General features: G+C 62.2%; 18 protein-coding genes. 6 read left to right on the top strand and 12 right to left on the bottom strand.

What is annotated here, in order from left to right; genetic code table 11:
- Window positions 1-14: 14 nt before the first annotated feature.
- Both ACERJA_RS04350 and ACERJA_RS04345 read right to left on the bottom strand, forming a co-directional pair.
- Window positions 15-1,655, bottom strand: coding sequence for an ABC1 kinase family protein (locus tag ACERJA_RS04350; RefSeq protein ID WP_373607035.1), 1,641 nt, complete (start codon window positions 1,653-1,655; stop codon window positions 15-17).
- Window positions 1,656-1,731: 76 nt separating this feature from the next.
- Window positions 1,732-2,097, bottom strand: coding sequence for an Hsp20/alpha crystallin family protein (locus ACERJA_RS04345; protein WP_373607034.1), 366 nt, complete (start codon window positions 2,095-2,097; stop codon window positions 1,732-1,734).
- 130 nt (window positions 2,098-2,227) lie between these two features.
- On the opposite strand from ACERJA_RS04345, the gene glp reads away from it, so the two are divergent.
- Window positions 2,228-3,535 carry a gephyrin-like molybdotransferase Glp gene (gene glp, locus ACERJA_RS04340; protein WP_373607033.1) on the top strand — a complete coding sequence of 436 codons (1,308 nt, stop codon included), beginning with the start codon at window positions 2,228-2,230 and terminating at the stop codon, window positions 3,533-3,535.
- 258 nt (window positions 3,536-3,793) lie between these two features.
- Here glp and ACERJA_RS04335 read toward each other — a convergent pair whose 3' ends face one another.
- Window positions 3,794-4,921, bottom strand: a complete 1,128-nt coding sequence (locus ACERJA_RS04335; protein ID WP_373607032.1) for a serine hydrolase domain-containing protein — start codon at window positions 4,919-4,921, stop codon at window positions 3,794-3,796.
- Window positions 4,922-4,998: 77 nt separating this feature from the next.
- A complete protein-coding gene (locus ACERJA_RS04330) occupies window positions 4,999-5,319 on the bottom strand; it encodes a hypothetical protein (RefSeq protein WP_373607031.1) in 321 nt (106 codons plus the stop codon).
- Between the two features lie 315 nt (window positions 5,320-5,634).
- On the opposite strand from ACERJA_RS04330, the gene ACERJA_RS04325 reads away from it, so the two are divergent.
- Both ACERJA_RS04325 and ACERJA_RS04320 read left to right on the top strand, forming a co-directional pair.
- Window positions 5,635-7,587, top strand: coding sequence for a molybdopterin biosynthesis protein (locus ACERJA_RS04325; protein ID WP_373607030.1), 1,953 nt, complete (start codon window positions 5,635-5,637; stop codon window positions 7,585-7,587).
- Between the two features lie 101 nt (window positions 7,588-7,688).
- Complete coding sequence (locus tag ACERJA_RS04320) at window positions 7,689-8,342, top strand: helix-turn-helix domain-containing protein (RefSeq protein WP_373607029.1); 654 nt, start codon at window positions 7,689-7,691, stop codon at window positions 8,340-8,342.
- A 65-nt stretch (window positions 8,343-8,407) separates the two neighbouring features.
- On the opposite strand, the gene ACERJA_RS04315 is transcribed toward ACERJA_RS04320, so the two are convergent.
- Complete coding sequence (locus tag ACERJA_RS04315; RefSeq protein WP_373607028.1) at window positions 8,408-8,584, bottom strand: hypothetical protein; 177 nt, start codon at window positions 8,582-8,584, stop codon at window positions 8,408-8,410.
- A 504-nt stretch (window positions 8,585-9,088) separates the two neighbouring features.
- Between ACERJA_RS04315 and ACERJA_RS04310 the strand changes: the two genes are divergently transcribed.
- The gene (locus ACERJA_RS04310; RefSeq protein ID WP_373607027.1) at window positions 9,089-9,232 is read left to right on the top strand and encodes a hypothetical protein; all 144 of its coding nucleotides are present in this window, start codon (window positions 9,089-9,091) and stop codon (window positions 9,230-9,232) included.
- A gap of 9 nt (window positions 9,233-9,241) precedes the next feature.
- Here the strand turns inward: ACERJA_RS04310 and ACERJA_RS04305 are convergent, their stop codons facing one another.
- The 3 genes from ACERJA_RS04305 to ACERJA_RS04295 form a co-directional block, all read right to left on the bottom strand.
- The gene (locus ACERJA_RS04305) at window positions 9,242-9,871 is read right to left on the bottom strand and encodes an HAD family hydrolase (RefSeq protein WP_006066442.1); all 630 of its coding nucleotides are present in this window, start codon (window positions 9,869-9,871) and stop codon (window positions 9,242-9,244) included.
- Window positions 9,872-9,987: 116 nt separating this feature from the next.
- Entirely contained in the window at window positions 9,988-10,374 is a 387-nt protein-coding gene (gene lwrS / locus ACERJA_RS04300) for an LWR-salt protein (protein ID WP_373607026.1), read from the bottom strand.
- A gap of 9 nt (window positions 10,375-10,383) precedes the next feature.
- Window positions 10,384-10,665 carry a 4a-hydroxytetrahydrobiopterin dehydratase gene (locus ACERJA_RS04295; RefSeq protein ID WP_006066444.1) on the bottom strand — a complete coding sequence of 94 codons (282 nt, stop codon included), beginning with the start codon at window positions 10,663-10,665 and terminating at the stop codon, window positions 10,384-10,386.
- Between the two features lie 152 nt (window positions 10,666-10,817).
- Between ACERJA_RS04295 and ACERJA_RS04290 the strand changes: the two genes are divergently transcribed.
- Entirely contained in the window at window positions 10,818-10,997 is a 180-nt protein-coding gene (locus tag ACERJA_RS04290; protein ID WP_373607025.1) for a hypothetical protein, read from the top strand.
- A 41-nt stretch (window positions 10,998-11,038) separates the two neighbouring features.
- Here the strand turns inward: ACERJA_RS04290 and hemA are convergent, their stop codons facing one another.
- The 3 genes from hemA to ACERJA_RS04275 form a co-directional block, all read right to left on the bottom strand.
- Window positions 11,039-12,382, bottom strand: a complete 1,344-nt coding sequence (gene hemA / locus ACERJA_RS04285) for a glutamyl-tRNA reductase (RefSeq protein WP_373607024.1) — start codon at window positions 12,380-12,382, stop codon at window positions 11,039-11,041.
- Window positions 12,379-13,035: a bifunctional precorrin-2 dehydrogenase/sirohydrochlorin ferrochelatase gene (locus ACERJA_RS04280; RefSeq protein WP_373607023.1), complete on the bottom strand. Its 657-nt coding sequence runs from the start codon at window positions 13,033-13,035 to the stop codon at window positions 12,379-12,381. Before ACERJA_RS04280 ends, hemA begins: the two co-directional genes overlap by 4 nt.
- Window positions 13,036-13,312: 277 nt before the next feature.
- Window positions 13,313-13,717, bottom strand: coding sequence for a DUF5778 family protein (locus tag ACERJA_RS04275; protein ID WP_006066448.1), 405 nt, complete (start codon window positions 13,715-13,717; stop codon window positions 13,313-13,315).
- Window positions 13,718-13,870: 153 nt separating this feature from the next.
- Between ACERJA_RS04275 and uppS the strand changes: the two genes are divergently transcribed.
- Entirely contained in the window at window positions 13,871-14,827 is a 957-nt protein-coding gene (uppS, locus tag ACERJA_RS04270) for a polyprenyl diphosphate synthase (RefSeq protein WP_373607022.1), read from the top strand.
- A 43-nt stretch (window positions 14,828-14,870) separates the two neighbouring features.
- Here the strand turns inward: uppS and ACERJA_RS04265 are convergent, their stop codons facing one another.
- Complete coding sequence (locus tag ACERJA_RS04265) at window positions 14,871-15,476, bottom strand: undecaprenyl diphosphate synthase family protein (RefSeq protein WP_373607021.1); 606 nt, start codon at window positions 15,474-15,476, stop codon at window positions 14,871-14,873.
- Window positions 15,477-15,551 lie beyond the last annotated feature (75 nt).

The raw sequence follows: 15,551 nt of genomic DNA, 5'->3' as shown, positions 1-15,551 counted from the left end.
ACGCGCTGGAGTGGCTACTCCTCGTCGCGTCGCTGACGGAGGTTCTGTCGGGTGAACTGCGGGCGCACGCGGGTCGACCGCGGCTTGCGGAACGATCGGTAGAGTTGAATCACGACCAGCGCCGAAAAGACCGCGGCGGCGACCGACGCTTCGGGTGCCTCGAGCGCATAGAGAACGCCCATCGAGAACAGCGACATGGTGAGCAACAGGCCGTAGATGAGCCGTTTGGCGAGCGTCGTGAACACGCCGTTGGAGTCCTCGACGCCGATGCGGATGAACTGGTCGTCGCGCTCGAGTCGGTCGAGGGTGCGTTCGGTTTTCGGTGCCAGTCTCGTGAGCGACTCGCCAGTTCGACGGAGTTGCTGACCCGACTGCTCGAGGTATTTTCGGATAGATTCTTCGCGGTAGCCCTGTTCGGTGAGGTAGCTGGTCGCGGTGTCGATGAAGTCGAACTCCGGATCGAGGGTGACACAGACGCCTTCGACGACCGTCGCGACTCGCAAGACGAGCGCGAGGTTTTTCGGCAGTCGGAACGGGAATTCGTAGATCGAGTCCTCGATCTGGCCAATGATCTGGTTGACCCGGTACTGTTCGATATCTTCGCCGCGAGCGTCCTGAATCGCCAGCTCCATCACCTCTGCCATCACGGCCCGATCGGCGTCTGGCGAGAGCGTGCCGATCTCAGTGAGTGCATCGAGGATGGCGTCGATATCCTGGTTGGCGACGGCGATGTAGAACTCGACGATCTTCTGCTGGATGAACTCGTCGACCCGACCAGACATCCCGAAATCGTAAAAGACGACCTGGCCCTCGTCGGTCACCGCGAGATTGCCCGGATGCGGATCGGCATGAAAGACGCCATCGTCGATGATCATCTGGAGATACGACCGCTGGAGGTCTTCAGCGACCTGTGTGCGATCGATCCCCTTGCGCTCGAGTTCGTCGACGTTGTTGATCTTTGTCCCCTCGATGTACTCCATCGTGAGCACACGCGGTCCCGAGTGGCTCTCGATCACGTCGGGGATGACAAAGCGGTCGTCGCCGTCGAAGTTTTGGCGGATCTCCTGTAGCATCGTCGCCTCGCGCTCGTAGTTCATCTCCTCACGGATGGTCTTTGCAAACTCGTCGGCAAGGTTCTCGAGCGAGAACGCTCGGGATTCGCCGACGAAATACAGCAGGATCGGAAGCGACCATCTGACAACTCGCAGGTCCGCCTCGACGAGAGATTCGATCTCCGGGCGACGGATCTTGACGGCGACTGCACGACCGGCGTCCGTCGCCGATCGGGACGATTCTGTCTCGGAGTCGAGGCGTGCTCGATAGACCTGTCCCAGACTTGCGCCGCTGATCGCCTCGGTTTCGAACTCGGCGAAGTTCTCATCGACGGGGCCGAGTTCGTCCTCGAGGACCGCCTTGGCACCCTCCCACTCTGCGGGTGGGACCTCGTCCTGTAGTGCCGCGAGGACGTCGATGTACGACGGCGGCAACACGTCAGGACGGGTCGAGAGCAACTGTCCGAGTTTGATGAATGTCGGTCCGAGCGTCAACAGCGACTCGAGCAACACCTCTGCCCGGTGGCGGTGGGTCTCGGGGTCGACCTGCCGTGGACGACCGAACAGCAGAAACCGACGCCGGTCGCGGGCGTAGGCGATCAACAAGGGGAGGAACTGCCAGACGACGACGACGAAGCGCTTGTACGCGCGGAGAGAAGCCAGTCTCGCTCACCTCACGTTAGTCGGTTCCCTCGTCGACGACGTCGATCGTCGTCTCGCCACCGGCTGACGATTTGGGGAGTGTCAACTCGAGGACGCCGCGGTCGACTGCAGCCTCAGAGTCCGTTCCGATCGCATCCGCCGGCAGCGGGAGATCGACCTCGAGAAACAGCGAGCGGTTCTCCTCGAGATAGCGAAAATCACTGTCGGGATCTTTCTCCCGGTGGGCGTCGATGAAGATGCGACCGTCTTCGACCGACAGATCGAGTGTCTCGGCGGATACACCGGGGATATCGAGAACGAGCAGGTACGCCTCTTCACTCTCGAGCAGATCGAAAAACACGTCCTCGGAGAGATCCCGCAGTGCATCACGGAGCGCTGACATGGCTACACGTTTGAACGCCGATACGAAAAACCCCGCGGTAGCGGTGGATTCGACGCCTTTGTGGCTGGACAGTGGCCGACACATGTGATGGTCCCGTACGCTTTTGGCTCCCCGCAACCCGACTTCGAGTATGGAAGGTGCCGACAGCGAGCGCAAGAAGTCCGGGTTCAAGGTTCGAACACCGGTCGACGAGGCGCGCCGAATACTCAGAACTGCCGTCGAGAGTGCTCACAACGGCAACGGGGACGGTGACACCCCCGCGAAAAGTGGACGCGAGACTGTCGACGTCGAGCGTGCGGACGGACGAGTGCTTGCGGCACCCGTGACCGCCGCTCGAAACGTTCCACACTACCAGCGAGCTGCGATGGATGGCTACGCTGTCCGTGCCGCGGACACGTTCGGTGCCAGCGCCCGCTCTCCCGAAGTCCTCCGGATCGCCGACGGCACCGGTGACGATGCCACCGTCACAGCCGAGACGGCTGCTCGTGTCCACACCGGCAGCGCGCTCCCCGACGGTGCAGACGCCGTCGTCATGATCGAACACGTCGAGGCGTTCGAGTCGGCCGGCGAACTCGAGGTCGAAGATGCGGTGGCAGAAGGTGAAAACGTCGCCCCGATCGGCGAGGACGTCGACGCGGACCAGCGCCTCTACGAGGCGGGCCACCGGCTGCGTCCGTCCGATCTCGGCTTGCTCCGGTCTGTGGGCTACGCACAGGTGTCGGTCGCGAAACGGCCGACGGTCGGCGTGATTCCGACGGGTGAAGAACTCGTCGAAGGCGATCCAGATCCGGGCGAAGTCATCGAGACCAACGGCCTCACCGTCTCTCGGTTGGTCGAACGGTGGGGCGGCCGAGCGACTTATCGAGACGTCGTCACCGACGATGCCGAGTCGCTTCGCGTCGCGATCCAGCGGGATCTGACGAACGATGTCGTCATCACGACCGGCGGCTCGAGCGTCGGCAAGCGGGATCTGCTGCCCGAAGTGATCGACGAGCTCGGCGAGGTGCTCGTCCACGGTGTCGGCCTCAAACCCGGCCATCCCGTCTGTCTGGGAATCGTCGAGGACACTCCCGTCCTCGCATTGCCAGGCTACCCCGTCGCCTGTATCGTCAACGCCGTCCAGTTCCTGCGGCCAGTGATCCGCTGGCTCGAGGGGACAGACCCCGACCCACATCCCACGACGCAGGCAACACTCGAGCGCAAGATTCCGAGCGAACCCGGGACGCGAACGTTCGCACGAGTCCAACTCGAGGCCCGCGAGACGGACGATACCGAGAGCGACGAGCCCACGTTCACGGCGACGCCGACCAGAGCGAGCGGCTCGGGCGTGCTCTCGAGTGTCGCGTTAGCCGACGGCTGGGTGGTCGTCGACGACGACCGCGAAGGCATTCCAGCAGGCGAGACCGTCGCCGTCCAGAACTGGGAGCCAAACGCGTAGCAGACAGCACTGAAAGCCACTGCATCTGACGGCGCCGAACAACACCATCGTTTTAAGAGGTTTGTGTGTGTATTCGGCCGGTACGCATGGACGTGAACGAAATCCTTGAGGGTGAGTCGCTGACTGGAAAACAAGCTATTGCTATCTTCTTTGGGTTCTTGATCCTGATTCTTCTCGCTGGACTGTTCTTGATCCTGTTCAGTGATGTTTTCCGGGCACTGGTCTGAAACGCGACGGCAGCGCCGTGCCGATCGTCTCCTACTGAATTGCGAGTCGAACCGCATCCGCAACCGCATTTACCCGGGCGACGTGTTCGTACGAGCCGTCGCGGACCCCGTTTGTCACGTACGAAAAGCCGACCGCTTCCACGGGATCTGCCCAGCCGACGCTGCTTCCGAGTCCGGCGTGTCCGAACGTGTGTGGCGGTGAGAGCGATCCATACGGGGCGATCGTCGTCCCACCCTTCCAGAACCCGAGCGCAAACCGTGCCTCTCGTCCGAGCGTCCCGTCAGACTCCGTTTCAGCCTCGAGACGCGTCATCGTGTCGACAGTCTCTTCGGACAGGATTCGAGTGCCCTCGAGTTCGCCACCGTTGGCGAGACAGGCGTAGAATCGAGCCATATCGCTCGCGGTTCCGATTCCAGTCGAAGCAGGGATGACGGCCCGGTGGAGCGCTTCGGTGTTGAACGGGGCTGCGACTTCGGTGTGATCACCCAGTCCTTCGCCGGGATCACGACAGCGATCGAACGTCTCGAACGGAACGATCGTCGCAACGTCGTCGGCCTCGTCGTCACGGAGACCGATACCCGTATCATCCATCCCGAGCGGGTCGAAGACGCGCTTGGCTGCAGCCATCTCGATCGGTGTGCCTGACACCCGGTGAACGAGCTCGCCGACCAGCCAGCCGAACGTGAGTGGATGATACGCAGGCACCTCACCCGGCGGGTAGACCGGCTCCAGCGCCTCGAGCGCCTCGATGACGGCATCCCAGTCACGCCAGCGGTCGGGTCGCTTGTCGATCTCGCCCTGTGGAAGGCCGGCAGTGTGACTGAGCACCTGTCGGACGGTGATCTCGGCTTTTTCAGTGCCGTCGTCGGCGAACTCGGGCCAGTGCTCGACGACTCGATCATCGTACTCGAGGGCGCCATCCTCGACGAGTGAGTGCAGGGTAACGGCCGCGTACGGTTTCGTCGACGAGAAGAGAACGTGTCGCTGCGTCGGTATTTCATCAACCCCATCCGGCCCGGTCGTCCCACCCGCGAGGTCGAGCACCTGCTCGCCGTCGACGTAGACACCTAACTGGGCGCCGTGGTGGAGGCCGACCTCGAGATGGCGATCGAACAGGGCAGCGATCCGTTCCCGATCGGATTCGGCAAGTCGTGCCATACCACTCGACTCACGCGGGAGGGTTGTAACCGTTCCCCTCGAGCCGGCGGGAAACCGGTGGACAGCTGCCGGACCCGTCACTCACAACGGTGCCAGTTGGATGTCGACTCGAGGTGAGGCAGTGCCCGCTCGAGATCGAGTTTCGCAGCGCCGTAAAACCGCTCCCGGCCGACAGGGGTGCGAACGCATAGGATAACAGTGTGTTCTGTGACACGGAAAATCGACAGCGACCAGCGGCTTCCCGTCTGTTCCCACTTGCTGTGAAAGACGCCATTGTCATCGACCACACGTGATCCGAGTTCCCAGCTCAATCGAGTAAGATGCGGAAAGTCGAACGGGACGACTTCAGGAAGAGAAACGGTCGTGTCACCACCGTTCTGAAAGCCATGGGTAGCCATACCAACCGATATGAAACTCAGTGTGAAAAAGACATCTATCTCTTCACGATTATCAGGCACAGTTCTGCCGGGGCGAACGCAGCGGGTTAGATTGGTACTGGGACGGTCTGCTGAGCAGCCCGATCGGTCGTAGATACTTTGGCCGCGCTCGAGCATTTTCGGCTCCACTGCTCGCCGTCGTTGTCTCACGAACGTTGCTGCACGCAGTGTCGTGATGCGATGGGACGACTACCATCCGGTGTTCCTCTCAGTCGAGTCCCGGAATCAGCGTCCTGTTCGACCGACGTTTTTACCCCCGGCCCACCAACTGCGGGTATGAGCCGCAAGGAGTTTCGCGACCTCGCCTCCCCCGAGGCGGCCCGCGAGGCGATCGACTCGCTGTCGCTCGAAGGAGGAATCGACCGCGTTGCACTCGAGGACGCCCGTGGCCGGGTGCTCGTTGCTCGACTCGACGCTGAACTCGACGTGCCGGGGTTCGACCGGGCCAGTCTGGACGGCTACGCGCTCCGTGCCCGAGACACGTTCGGGGCCGATGAGGCTGACCCGGCCCGGCTCGAGGTCGTCGGTGCGGTCCACGCTGGCGAAGAGCCGACGATCGACCTCGAGGAAGGCCAGGCTGTTGAGATCTCGACCGGTGCGGTGATGCCACCGGGTGCGGACGCGATGGTTCCCGTCGAGCGGACTGATCGCGTCGAGCAACGCTCGACGGACAGCGCAAGCGGCGACAACGTGAGCGAGACGGCCGAGAATGGCGACGAGGTGCTAATCCGCACGTCGGTCGCTCCCGGCGACAACGTCATGTTCGCCGGCGCGGACGTCGCCGCGGGTGAGCGGGCGCTCGGCCCCGGAACGACGATCACGCCGCGGGATATCGGACTGCTCTCCGCACTCGGCGTCGACGAGGTGCCTGTCCGCGCAAAGCCACGCGTTGGGATCGTCTCGACGGGCGACGAACTGGTACGTCCGGGCGGGGACCTCGAAAGCGAGCGGGGCGAGATCTACGACGTCAACAGCTACACGATCGCCGCGGGGGTCGAAGACGCCGGCGGTGAAGCCGTCCTCTACCCCCACGCCGGCGACGATCAAGACGAGATGGAACGCATCCTTCGGGAGGCCGCCGACGAATGTGACCTCGTGCTCTCGTCGGGGTCGACCAGCGCGAGTGCCGTCGACGTCATCTACCGGATCATCGAGGAGCAAGGCGAGCTACTGCTCCACGGCGTCAGTGTCAAACCCGGCAAGCCGATGCTCGTTGGCCGACTCGAGTCGTCTGCCTACGTCGGCCTTCCCGGCTACCCCGTCTCTGCGATGATGGTCTTCCGAACGTTCGTCGCACCGGCGATCCGCAAGGCTGCTGGCTTGGCTGCGCCGAAGGCGGCAACCGTGTCCGGACGGATGGCCAGATCGGAACGCTACGCCGAGGGACGGCTTCGACTGATGCCCGTCGGCCTCGTGACAAGCGGGCCGTCGGAACCCGCCCACGAGTCCGCCGGTGTGGACGGCGACGTCGACACGCTCGTCTACCCCGTCGACAAGGGCAGCGGCGCAACGACCAGCCTCGCCGAAGCCGACGGCGTCGTCACCGTCGATCCCGGGACCGACTACCTCGAGGAAGGTGAATCGGTAACCGTCGACCTGTTCTCGCCGGACGTTCAGCCACCGACGCTGCTCGGCGTCGGCGAGGACGACCCCACGATGAACCGACTACTCGATGGGCTCGAGAACCCACGCTATCTGTCGGTCGGCTCACGGCCGGCCGTGCGCAGACTCCGCGAGGGCGTCCCGGACGTCGCCGTGATCGCGGGCCCGCTCGAGCGAGCCCTCGAGGCTGAGGAACTCGGCCGCTGGAGCCGCGAGTGGGGGCTCGTCGTTCGGCCAGGCAACCCACAGGAGCTCGAGGGGCTGGCAGCGCTGGTTGATCGCGACCTGCGGTTTGTCAACCGGACGACCGACTCTGGGCTTCGCTCGAGTCTCGAGGCCGCGGTCGACGATCTCGCAGCCGATCGCGGCACGGACCGCCAGGAGCTCATCGCGGCGATCGACGGCTTCGACCTTGGGCTCCGCGCCCACGAGAGTCCCGCCCGCAAGGTGATCGCCGGCGACGCCGACGTTGGGGTGGGGCTGCGTGCAACTGCCGACCGACTCAATCTCGGCTTTGTCCCCCTCGGCGACCAGCCAGTGCGAGTGTTTGTAAACTCGGATCGGACAGCCAAAGAAAGCGTACAGGAACTCGCAGCCGCCCTCGAGGAACCACCCACCGAGCACTGACAGCTGCCCACACGGACACTGAGAGCGCCTCGATTCACTGAAACAGACAGTCAGACACTCCAGAACAGTGATTTTTACGCCAGTACGGTGTACGACTGGTGATGTCCACGATCGCCGAATTCCGGCTACCCGCGGCGGAGACAACACTGGGGACAGCACTCGAGTACGCACCTGAAGCCACGTTCGAACTCGAGTCCTCCGTGTCGAAGACACGACCCTCCCTCTGGGTGTCCGGCGTCGACCGTGAGACGGCAACCGAAGCCTTCGAGGCAGATCCGTCGGTCGAGGACTACGAACTGCTCGTCGAAACCCAATCACGGCTGCTGTTCGACGTCAGCTTCGTCGATGAGGCGGTCCGGCTCCGCGACGAACTCCTCGCAGATGGCGGTTCCTTGCTCGAGATGTGGGGCACCGACGGCTGGTGGCAGGTACGGGTCCGCTTTCGTGACCGAGAGTCGCTCTGTGATGCGTACGACCGACTCGAGGCAAGCGGCCTCTCCGTCGACCTGCGACGCGTGACCGACGTCACCGGCGTCACGGACAGTGAGACCCGGCTGACTCCCGAACAGCAGGAAGCCCTCGAAGCCGCACTCGAGCATGGCTACTTCGAGATTCCACGCGGGATCTCGATGGAAGAACTGGCCGACGAGCTTGGAATCTCCCACCAGGCGCTCTCCGAACGGTTTCGACGCGCCTACGAGACGCTGGTTGGCGAGGAACTCCAGCCGGCTGGCGAACAGCCACCGCTCGAATGATCGCCTGCTCCGGCGCTGAACGAGCCGCTGGCAGTCATACTCGCGTTCGAATTACTCGGAACGGTTTACTCACGAGCGAGTGGTAGGTCTGGTTCGTCGACGATCGTCAACGGGACGGCACCGTCGCTCGAGTCGATCGTATGGCCCGTCTCGACGTGGTGGTCGATCGCTTTCCGCGACGGGGATCGGTCCGAATCGTCAGTCGCGCTCGCTTGCCAGTCGCAGTTGAGACAGTACTTCATCGGCGTTCTACCACACTCTCCGACTGCACTCGTGAATCCTTTTTGATCTCGCTTGACTCGAGTAGACGCAGTGATCTCTTGGACGAGTCCACTGTGAAATACACTCGGTAATATCTAGTAGGATAGGTTTACTGTTCAGTGATCTGACTGAAGCCGGATCAGACGATTCGGCAACTACACGTGTGAATGGAACGCTGCGGGAGGAGTTGGGCATCCGCGAGCGAAGCGAGCGTTTCACCGCCGGAGCGGGGTGAAACCCCGCGACGGCGGCCTTTTAGCATCAACGGGTTTTGCCGGGGTTCGACCGAGTGAGCAACGTGAGCGAGGGAGGACCCCGGTAAAAGAGGTTGCTGTACTTATCACGAGTTTCACACCCAAACCCGAATAAAGAAACCGTCTTCCCAATAACTGTGAGCGATCTCGTTGCGTGTGTTCCGCGCATCACACCGTGTTCTAGTTGAAAAACCGACACGATTTTCCCAGTAGGATATGTGTCCTGGTATAATGTTGGAACTCCTGCTCAGCCAGACCGTCTTCTTCAGCTTACTGTTTCTCGGCGGCGTTTTGGCTGCGTCGTACGCCGGGACGATGCTCGCACTAACACAGTTCTTTGACGCCGAGTCTCGAGACCGCTCACGGAGACGCTGAACCGCGTTCTCAGAATAGTTCGTCGAACGACCGGACGCGATAATCGCCACGCACGCACTGTCCGCGGCGCTCGTGGCCGACGCGTTCGACGTGGATCGCGTCGAGTCCGGCGTTCCAAGCTGCGCCGATGTCGTTCGAGCCGTCGCCTGCGAGCACCCCCTGATGGCCGTTGTGTCCGACGCCGAGGTCGTCCATCACACACTGGACGGGTTCGGGATCGGGTTTCCAGCCCGTCTGTTCGGTACAGCACAGGCGGGCATCGAACCAGTCTTGGATGTCGAGGTGCTCGAGCACCGGCTCACAGAGGAATTCCTGACAGTGTGTCACCAGTCCGACCGGGACCTCGAGGTCGGTGACAAACGCTGCATCGTCGTGCAGATAGGTCTGCTCGGCCCGGACCAGTGGATCTTCCTCCTCGTGGAAGGCATCCCAGAACGCTCGCGGGTCGATGTCCCATCTCTCGAGTTGTCGGTCGCGAGAGCCGGTCAAGCCGTTCCAGAGGATGTCTGCTTCTCGGTCGGTGAACTCCCGGCCAAGGTGGTTGCCGACCCGGTCGAACACCTCACGGGTATACGACCACTCGACGTCGACGAGCGTCCCGTCGAGATCGAGCAGCCAGAAGTCATACTCACCATCCATCGGACACTATTGTATGTGCGTCTCGAGTAAAGATGTATCGCCTGCCGGACCGGCAGTCAACACGCTGTGTACACAGCCCTCGTTCGACATCGCACTCGCGTCCAGCCGACGCTGTGCTACTCGTTTTTGTCGGTAACCCTGATACTCGAGCCCAGGTACTTCGAGAGCACTTCCGAAACCGTCTCGGCATTAAACGCCTCGAGGTCGGCCGCGATTTCGGCTTTCAGTGCCTCGAAGTACGCTTCGTCGACCTGCAACTCGCTGAAGCTAATCGATTCGACGGGTTCGCCGAGCCACTCTTCGGCACGTTGACGACCGTACGCCGAATCGCTGATTTCGCCTCGCCAGAGCGTATCCCGGAAGAACAGCCAGCCCTCGGTTCCCGGCTCCGGTGCCTCGAGAAAGAACGTGACGCTCGTCTCAGCCGTCGACGGCTCGAGCGAGACTGACGGCTCGTCGGCCTCGAGCCGGACCTGCGCGCGAAAGACGTAGCGAGCGTCCATCAGTCGAATTCAGGCGTTGCGTTCGGATTCGATCAGGTCGGCCATCTCGATGTCGGCGTCAGTGATCCCGCCCTCTTCGTGGGAGGTCAGTCTGATTTCGACTTCGGCGTAGCGGATCACGATTTCGGGATGGTGAAACTGCGCCTCGGCGATCTCGCCGACCATCTGGGCGAAGTTGACACCGCGGAGGTAGTCGTCGAACTCGTAGGTTCGGACGATCTCGTCACCGTCACGCGTCCAGTCGTCTGGAAGCTGTGCCTCGATTTCGTCGTCGGAAAGCAGGTCGGCCATGGTCGCTCGAACGGAACGCAGTCAAATAATGATTGTGCCACGCCAGATTCTCACCGGCGCAACCGCCATGCCGTGTGGTGATTCGACATGGATTGCGGCCCGGGACCACCGACAGGGACTTACCGGCGAATCGAGTATGTGCTGACAGCGTAATGTGTGATCTGTCTGCAGACTGCTCGAACGACGGTACCTGTCAACTCGTGCTTCAAAACGAGCACACGGGTATCAAAACGACCGAGTACTACTGCAAGGCACATCTCGTTCTTCGCATCTGGGAAGTCGAAACCGACGACGAACTCCACGTCGTCAACGCGACCAAGCTCTGGCGCTAGTACTGCGCCATCCCACAGCAGAACGAACACCGCGTGTCGCGTTAGTCGTCGTCAGTCGCCTCGAGTGGGGACTCTCTGGCCATCGAACCAGTGTGCATCGATGGGGCGATTGGCCCATCGTCGCCGCCGAAGTCGGGATCGAACAACTGGAGCGCGGTGTTGATCGTGCTCCAGTCGTCTTCGGCAGCGGCTTCTCGCAGGCTTTTGGTCGGCGGTGCAAGCAACTGGTTGACCAACGCGTCGGCCATCGCCTCGATGATCTGGCGCTGCTCGTCGGTGAACCCCTCGCCCTCGAGGCGTGAGAGTGCCGTTTCGACCTCGCGTTCTTTCATTCGGTTTGCGGACTCATACATCGCGGCGATCACTTCGTCCGCGCGGGCCCGTTTGTACTGCTCACAGAGCAACTCGAACTCGTGGTCGATCATCGACTCGACTTTGCGAGCCGCGTCAGCACGCTGTGCCCTCGTTTCTTCGGTGATCGTTTCGAGGTCGTCCAGGTCGTAGACGGTCACGCTCGAGAGCGAATCAGCCGCTGGAACGACGTCACGCGGCTGGCCAAGGTCGACGACGACCTGCTCGGTGGCGTCGGTCGTCGCCGCCTCATCGGTTGCGAGCTGTTGTGGCCCGAGAATCGGCTCGTCGCTGCCGGTCGCCGTCACGACGACGTCCGACTCGCGGGCGACGGTGTCGAGCGCTTCCAGTGGAACGCCACTGGCCTCAACGTCGACTTCATCGGCGAGGTGTTCGGCGTGTGACGTCGTTCGGTTCGCGATAATGAGTTCCGAAATACCGGTCTCCGCGAGACTCCGTGCTGCGAGCTGTCCCATCTCGCCAGCGCCGACGACAAGCGAGGTCGCGCCTTCGAGTGAGACGGTTCGGCCGGCGAGTCTGGCCGCTGCAGAGCCAAGCGAGACGACACCCTCGTTGATCTCGGTCTCGGTCCGGGCGCGTTCGCCGACGTGAATCGCTTTCGTTACGGCAGCCTCGAGCATCTCTCCGATTCCGCCGGCGCTGCGGGCGTCTTCGTAGGCAGTTCGGACCTGCCCGATAATCTGATCTTCGCCTAGCACAACCGACTCGAGTCCGGCTGCGACGGAAAGGAGGTGGCGCAGACTCTGGTCGTGGTCGGCGATGATGACGGCGTCGTTGTCAACCGGGTCGAAAAATTCGTCGAGTGCGGCCCGGCCGACGACGCTGTCAGTGGCGACGACGTAGGCTTCGACTCGGTTACACGTCGAGAGGACGTACGCTTCCTTGACCGACGGGACGGACAGCAGGTCAGCAACGGCAATGCGCTGGCTCTCGGGAGTCACGGCGGCGAGATCGTCGACACTCCCACTCTCGTGAGTCACCCGTCCAGCAGTCACGACTCCAGCCGGAATCACTGTTGGTCACCCCCAGCAGACAGTTCTGCGTCCAACACGTCCTCGATCACTTGGGGACAGTTGGAAGTACCTGTACGTAAAGCTGTCCAAACATCCGAGGAACTGACGACACTGGTGACGATCTCGTGTCGTCGGTTCGGGTCGACGCCTCTCGATTTGAGCTCCGTCCGGAGCTGTCCACAGAGCGTTGCCATCGAGCCAGCTTCCGAAAGCGTCTCCTCGAACTCCTGTCGAAGATACTTGCTGAGTGCTGGGGCCGTCCCACCGGTCGCAATCGAGACGACGACGGGCTCATCGCGAACTGTCGCGGGGACGACGACGCTGCCGGGGTCGCGTTCGCCCGCTCGGTCCGCGCGATTGCGGAGAATTCCTCGGTCTCGAGCCGCCGTCGCAACGGCGTCGTTGACCGCTTCGTCGTCGGTCGCGGCAACAACGAGTGCGGGATCGGTTCGCTTGAGCCAGCCGTCGACCTCGGTGGGCGTTGGCGCAGCTCGGATCAGCTCAGCCGTGCCGAAATCGCGGTCGACAAACGTGGGACTGACGACGATTACATCGGCTTCGCGGGCGAACCGCCGGGCTTTCCGGGAACCGACGGGACCGCCCCCAAAGACGAGTACTGTCGTCCCGGTGAAATCGTGTGCGAGTGGAATCATACTGGATTGTGGTGTCAATCGTCGGCGGTGATCTGGATTCGACGGGTGTGTGTCTGCGTGCTCGTCCAGTCGGCTGCCGGTCTCGGTCAGACTGTCGACGCCACCAGGTCGATGATCGTCCGTATAGGTAAATATCGGAACCGGCCAGTTATAAGCAATCCGGACATGGTGGCTCATGGCGGTCGTTCTCGTGTGACATAGCATCACTTTCTTCAGAAACATCCCGCTCTCGAATCGGCAACACCACCGCGGGTCGTAAAACGTCAGTGAGCTGTCTTCAGTCGCCGGTGACGCCGGTAACCTCGTAGCCGAGTTCCTGAATGTCTTCGAGGATCGCCTCGTGGTCGGCGCTGGCCCGGTAGTAGATGACGATATCGAACGTCCCCTGACGTAGCAGTTGCTGGCACTCCCAGACGAACTCCTCGTCCTCGAGAGTGAGTCCCTGGTGTTGGTTCGAGGAAAAGTCGGTGTCGTCGTTGCCCGAGTAGACGTAGCAGTCTTTCGGGTCTTGGCCCGAGTGTTCGGCGATGATGTCACCGACGTCGATAGTCGCCTGCATCATCTGGACGTCTTCGCTGCTGTCGTGTGTTGTGTGCACGATAGCGCCGTTCAGTTCGATTTCACCGGGCTCGAGTAACGCTTTGGTCCGCTGATAAAGGTCGTCGTCGATCGCGTCTGCCATTGCCCGTGACGAAGATGTCTGGACTGATAGCCGTCACGATTTCCGCGACAGCCACGTCTCGGTACCAATTCTTTCACTCGAGTCCTGATACTACCCCTCATGTTATAGTATGACGCACAAAACACATAGGTAACCATAACATCTAGTCGCACAATGAAGCGGTGGCTCCGTCAGCGTATCAATGCGGCCTACGAGCGGGTGCTCTCGCGCGAGATATCCGGCGCACCGACTCACGTTGCGGTGATTCAGGATGGGAACCGTCGGTACGCCCGTGGGAACGGAGACAACGCCCACGAAGGCCACCGACAGGGGGCCAAAACGACCGAACGCGTCCTCGAGTGGTGCCAAGATATCGGGGTCGAAGAGCTCACGCTGTATGCGTTTTCGACGGAGAACTTCGATCGCCCGGAAGAGGAAAACGAGGCGCTGTTTGATCTCCTCGAAGAGAAGCTTCGCGAGTTCGCCGACGCCGACCGCGTCCACGACAACGACGTCCACATCCGCGCGATCGGCGAGGTCGAACGGCTCCCCGAGCGCGTTCGTGAGGCCGTCGACTACGCCGAAGCGCGCACCAGCGGCTACGACCAGTTCGTGCTCAACATCGCGCTTGCCTACGGTGGACGGTCACAGCTGCTCGAGGCAGTCCACGGCGTCGCCGAAGACGTTGACGCGGGCGACGTCGACCCCGACGAGATCGACGTCGAGACGATCGAAAACCGACTCTACGACCGTCCGGTTCGCGACGTCGACCTCATTATTCGGACGGGTGGCGACGAGCGAACGTCGAACTTCCTGCCGTGGCATGCCAACGGCAACGAGGCAGCCGTCTTTTTCTGTACCCCCTACTGGCCGGAGTTTTCAAAGACTGACTTCCTCCGTGGCATTCGCACGTACGAACACCGCGAGGAGTCGTGGCGTCGGACCCGTGCCCGGCGCGGCCTGGCCTTGCTCGGTGCAGTTAGCGACACCGAGCTCGTCGAGGCCCGGTCGGTCGTCGAACGGTTTCGAGACTCGTTGCCAACGGCCGAACAGCCGTCTCCAGAGGAGTTGGCGGGATCCAAACCCGAGTCGGTCGACGGAATCGACTCGAGCGGACAAACCGCCGACTAGGCGGTCGAGTTTCGGGCGACAACAGCTGGCCGATGGGTAGCCGCTACTGTCCGAACCGCCGGGATCGATTACAGTACTCGAGCACCGCGCGCAGGAAGTCACGCTTGCGGAAATCCCGCCAGTTGATGTCGGTAAAGTACAGCTCCGAGTAAACTGACTGCCAGATCATGAAATCCGAGAGTCGCTCCGCCCCGGTCTTGATCACGAGATCCGGCTCCGACGGGAAGATGAGATGCTCTTCGACCTGTTCGGCGTCGATCTCATCGGGGTCGACGTCGCCCGCATCGACGTCTTCGGCGAGCGTTCGAACGGCACTGGTAAACTCGTGTTTGCCGCCGAGACCGATCCCGATTCGGATTGGTGCGTCCGCACGCGTACGATCATCCGGGCCGCGAACGGCCACCTCGCGCGGCGCGTCGATCGTCTCGAGTTCGCGCCGCAAGGCCGGAACAGCCGCGGCATCGAGCACGCTGACGTAGACCGTCACCTGAGAGGCGTACTCGAACGCCCAGTGAAAGCAGTCCGTCAGCGTCTCGTATGCGCCACGCTCGAGGAGGTCGCGTTCGGTGATCACGAGTGCGATGTGATCAGGAGGATCACCACCGTGGCGGCGGATCCGGAGCGCGAGATACCGTTCGTACAGTCCCACGCGCTTGCGTTTCCGGTCCGATCGTATAGGGTTACGGATTTGTTCGCTGCCAGCGGAGCCACCGAAACTGTCATG

The organism is Natronorubrum sp. A-ect3, from assembly GCF_041821125.1.
In the GTDB taxonomy this organism is placed as follows: Archaea; Halobacteriota; Halobacteria; order Halobacteriales; family Natrialbaceae; genus Natronorubrum; species Natronorubrum bangense.
Note: the sequence above shows the minus strand (reverse complement) of the source record. Positions and strands in the feature narration are given on the sequence as shown.

What these genes read in the sequence shown, in the direction of transcription:
- ACERJA_RS04345 (WP_373607034.1), bottom strand. Translation starts at nt 2,097, where the DNA reads ATGTCAGCGCTCCGTGATGCACTGCGGGATCTCTCCGAGGACGTGTTT.
- glp (WP_373607033.1), top strand. Translation starts at nt 2,228, where the DNA reads ATGGAAGGTGCCGACAGCGAGCGCAAGAAGTCCGGGTTCAAGGTTCGA.
- ACERJA_RS04335 (WP_373607032.1), bottom strand. Translation starts at nt 4,921, where the DNA reads ATGGCACGACTTGCCGAATCCGATCGGGAACGGATCGCTGCCCTGTTC.
- ACERJA_RS04330 (WP_373607031.1), bottom strand. Translation starts at nt 5,319, where the DNA reads ATGGCTACCCATGGCTTTCAGAACGGTGGTGACACGACCGTTTCTCTT.
- ACERJA_RS04325 (WP_373607030.1), top strand. Translation starts at nt 5,635, where the DNA reads ATGAGCCGCAAGGAGTTTCGCGACCTCGCCTCCCCCGAGGCGGCCCGC.
- ACERJA_RS04320 (WP_373607029.1), top strand. Translation starts at nt 7,689, where the DNA reads ATGTCCACGATCGCCGAATTCCGGCTACCCGCGGCGGAGACAACACTG.
- ACERJA_RS04315 (WP_373607028.1), bottom strand. Translation starts at nt 8,584, where the DNA reads ATGAAGTACTGTCTCAACTGCGACTGGCAAGCGAGCGCGACTGACGAT.
- ACERJA_RS04310 (WP_373607027.1), top strand. Translation starts at nt 9,089, where the DNA reads ATGTTGGAACTCCTGCTCAGCCAGACCGTCTTCTTCAGCTTACTGTTT.
- ACERJA_RS04305 (WP_006066442.1), bottom strand. Translation starts at nt 9,871, where the DNA reads ATGGATGGTGAGTATGACTTCTGGCTGCTCGATCTCGACGGGACGCTC.
- lwrS (WP_373607026.1), bottom strand. Translation starts at nt 10,374, where the DNA reads ATGGACGCTCGCTACGTCTTTCGCGCGCAGGTCCGGCTCGAGGCCGAC.
- ACERJA_RS04295 (WP_006066444.1), bottom strand. Translation starts at nt 10,665, where the DNA reads ATGGCCGACCTGCTTTCCGACGACGAAATCGAGGCACAGCTTCCAGAC.
- ACERJA_RS04290 (WP_373607025.1), top strand. Translation starts at nt 10,818, where the DNA reads ATGTGTGATCTGTCTGCAGACTGCTCGAACGACGGTACCTGTCAACTC.
- ACERJA_RS04280 (WP_373607023.1), bottom strand. Translation starts at nt 13,035, where the DNA reads ATGATTCCACTCGCACACGATTTCACCGGGACGACAGTACTCGTCTTT.
- ACERJA_RS04275 (WP_006066448.1), bottom strand. Translation starts at nt 13,717, where the DNA reads ATGGCAGACGCGATCGACGACGACCTTTATCAGCGGACCAAAGCGTTA.
- uppS (WP_373607022.1), top strand. Translation starts at nt 13,871, where the DNA reads ATGAAGCGGTGGCTCCGTCAGCGTATCAATGCGGCCTACGAGCGGGTG.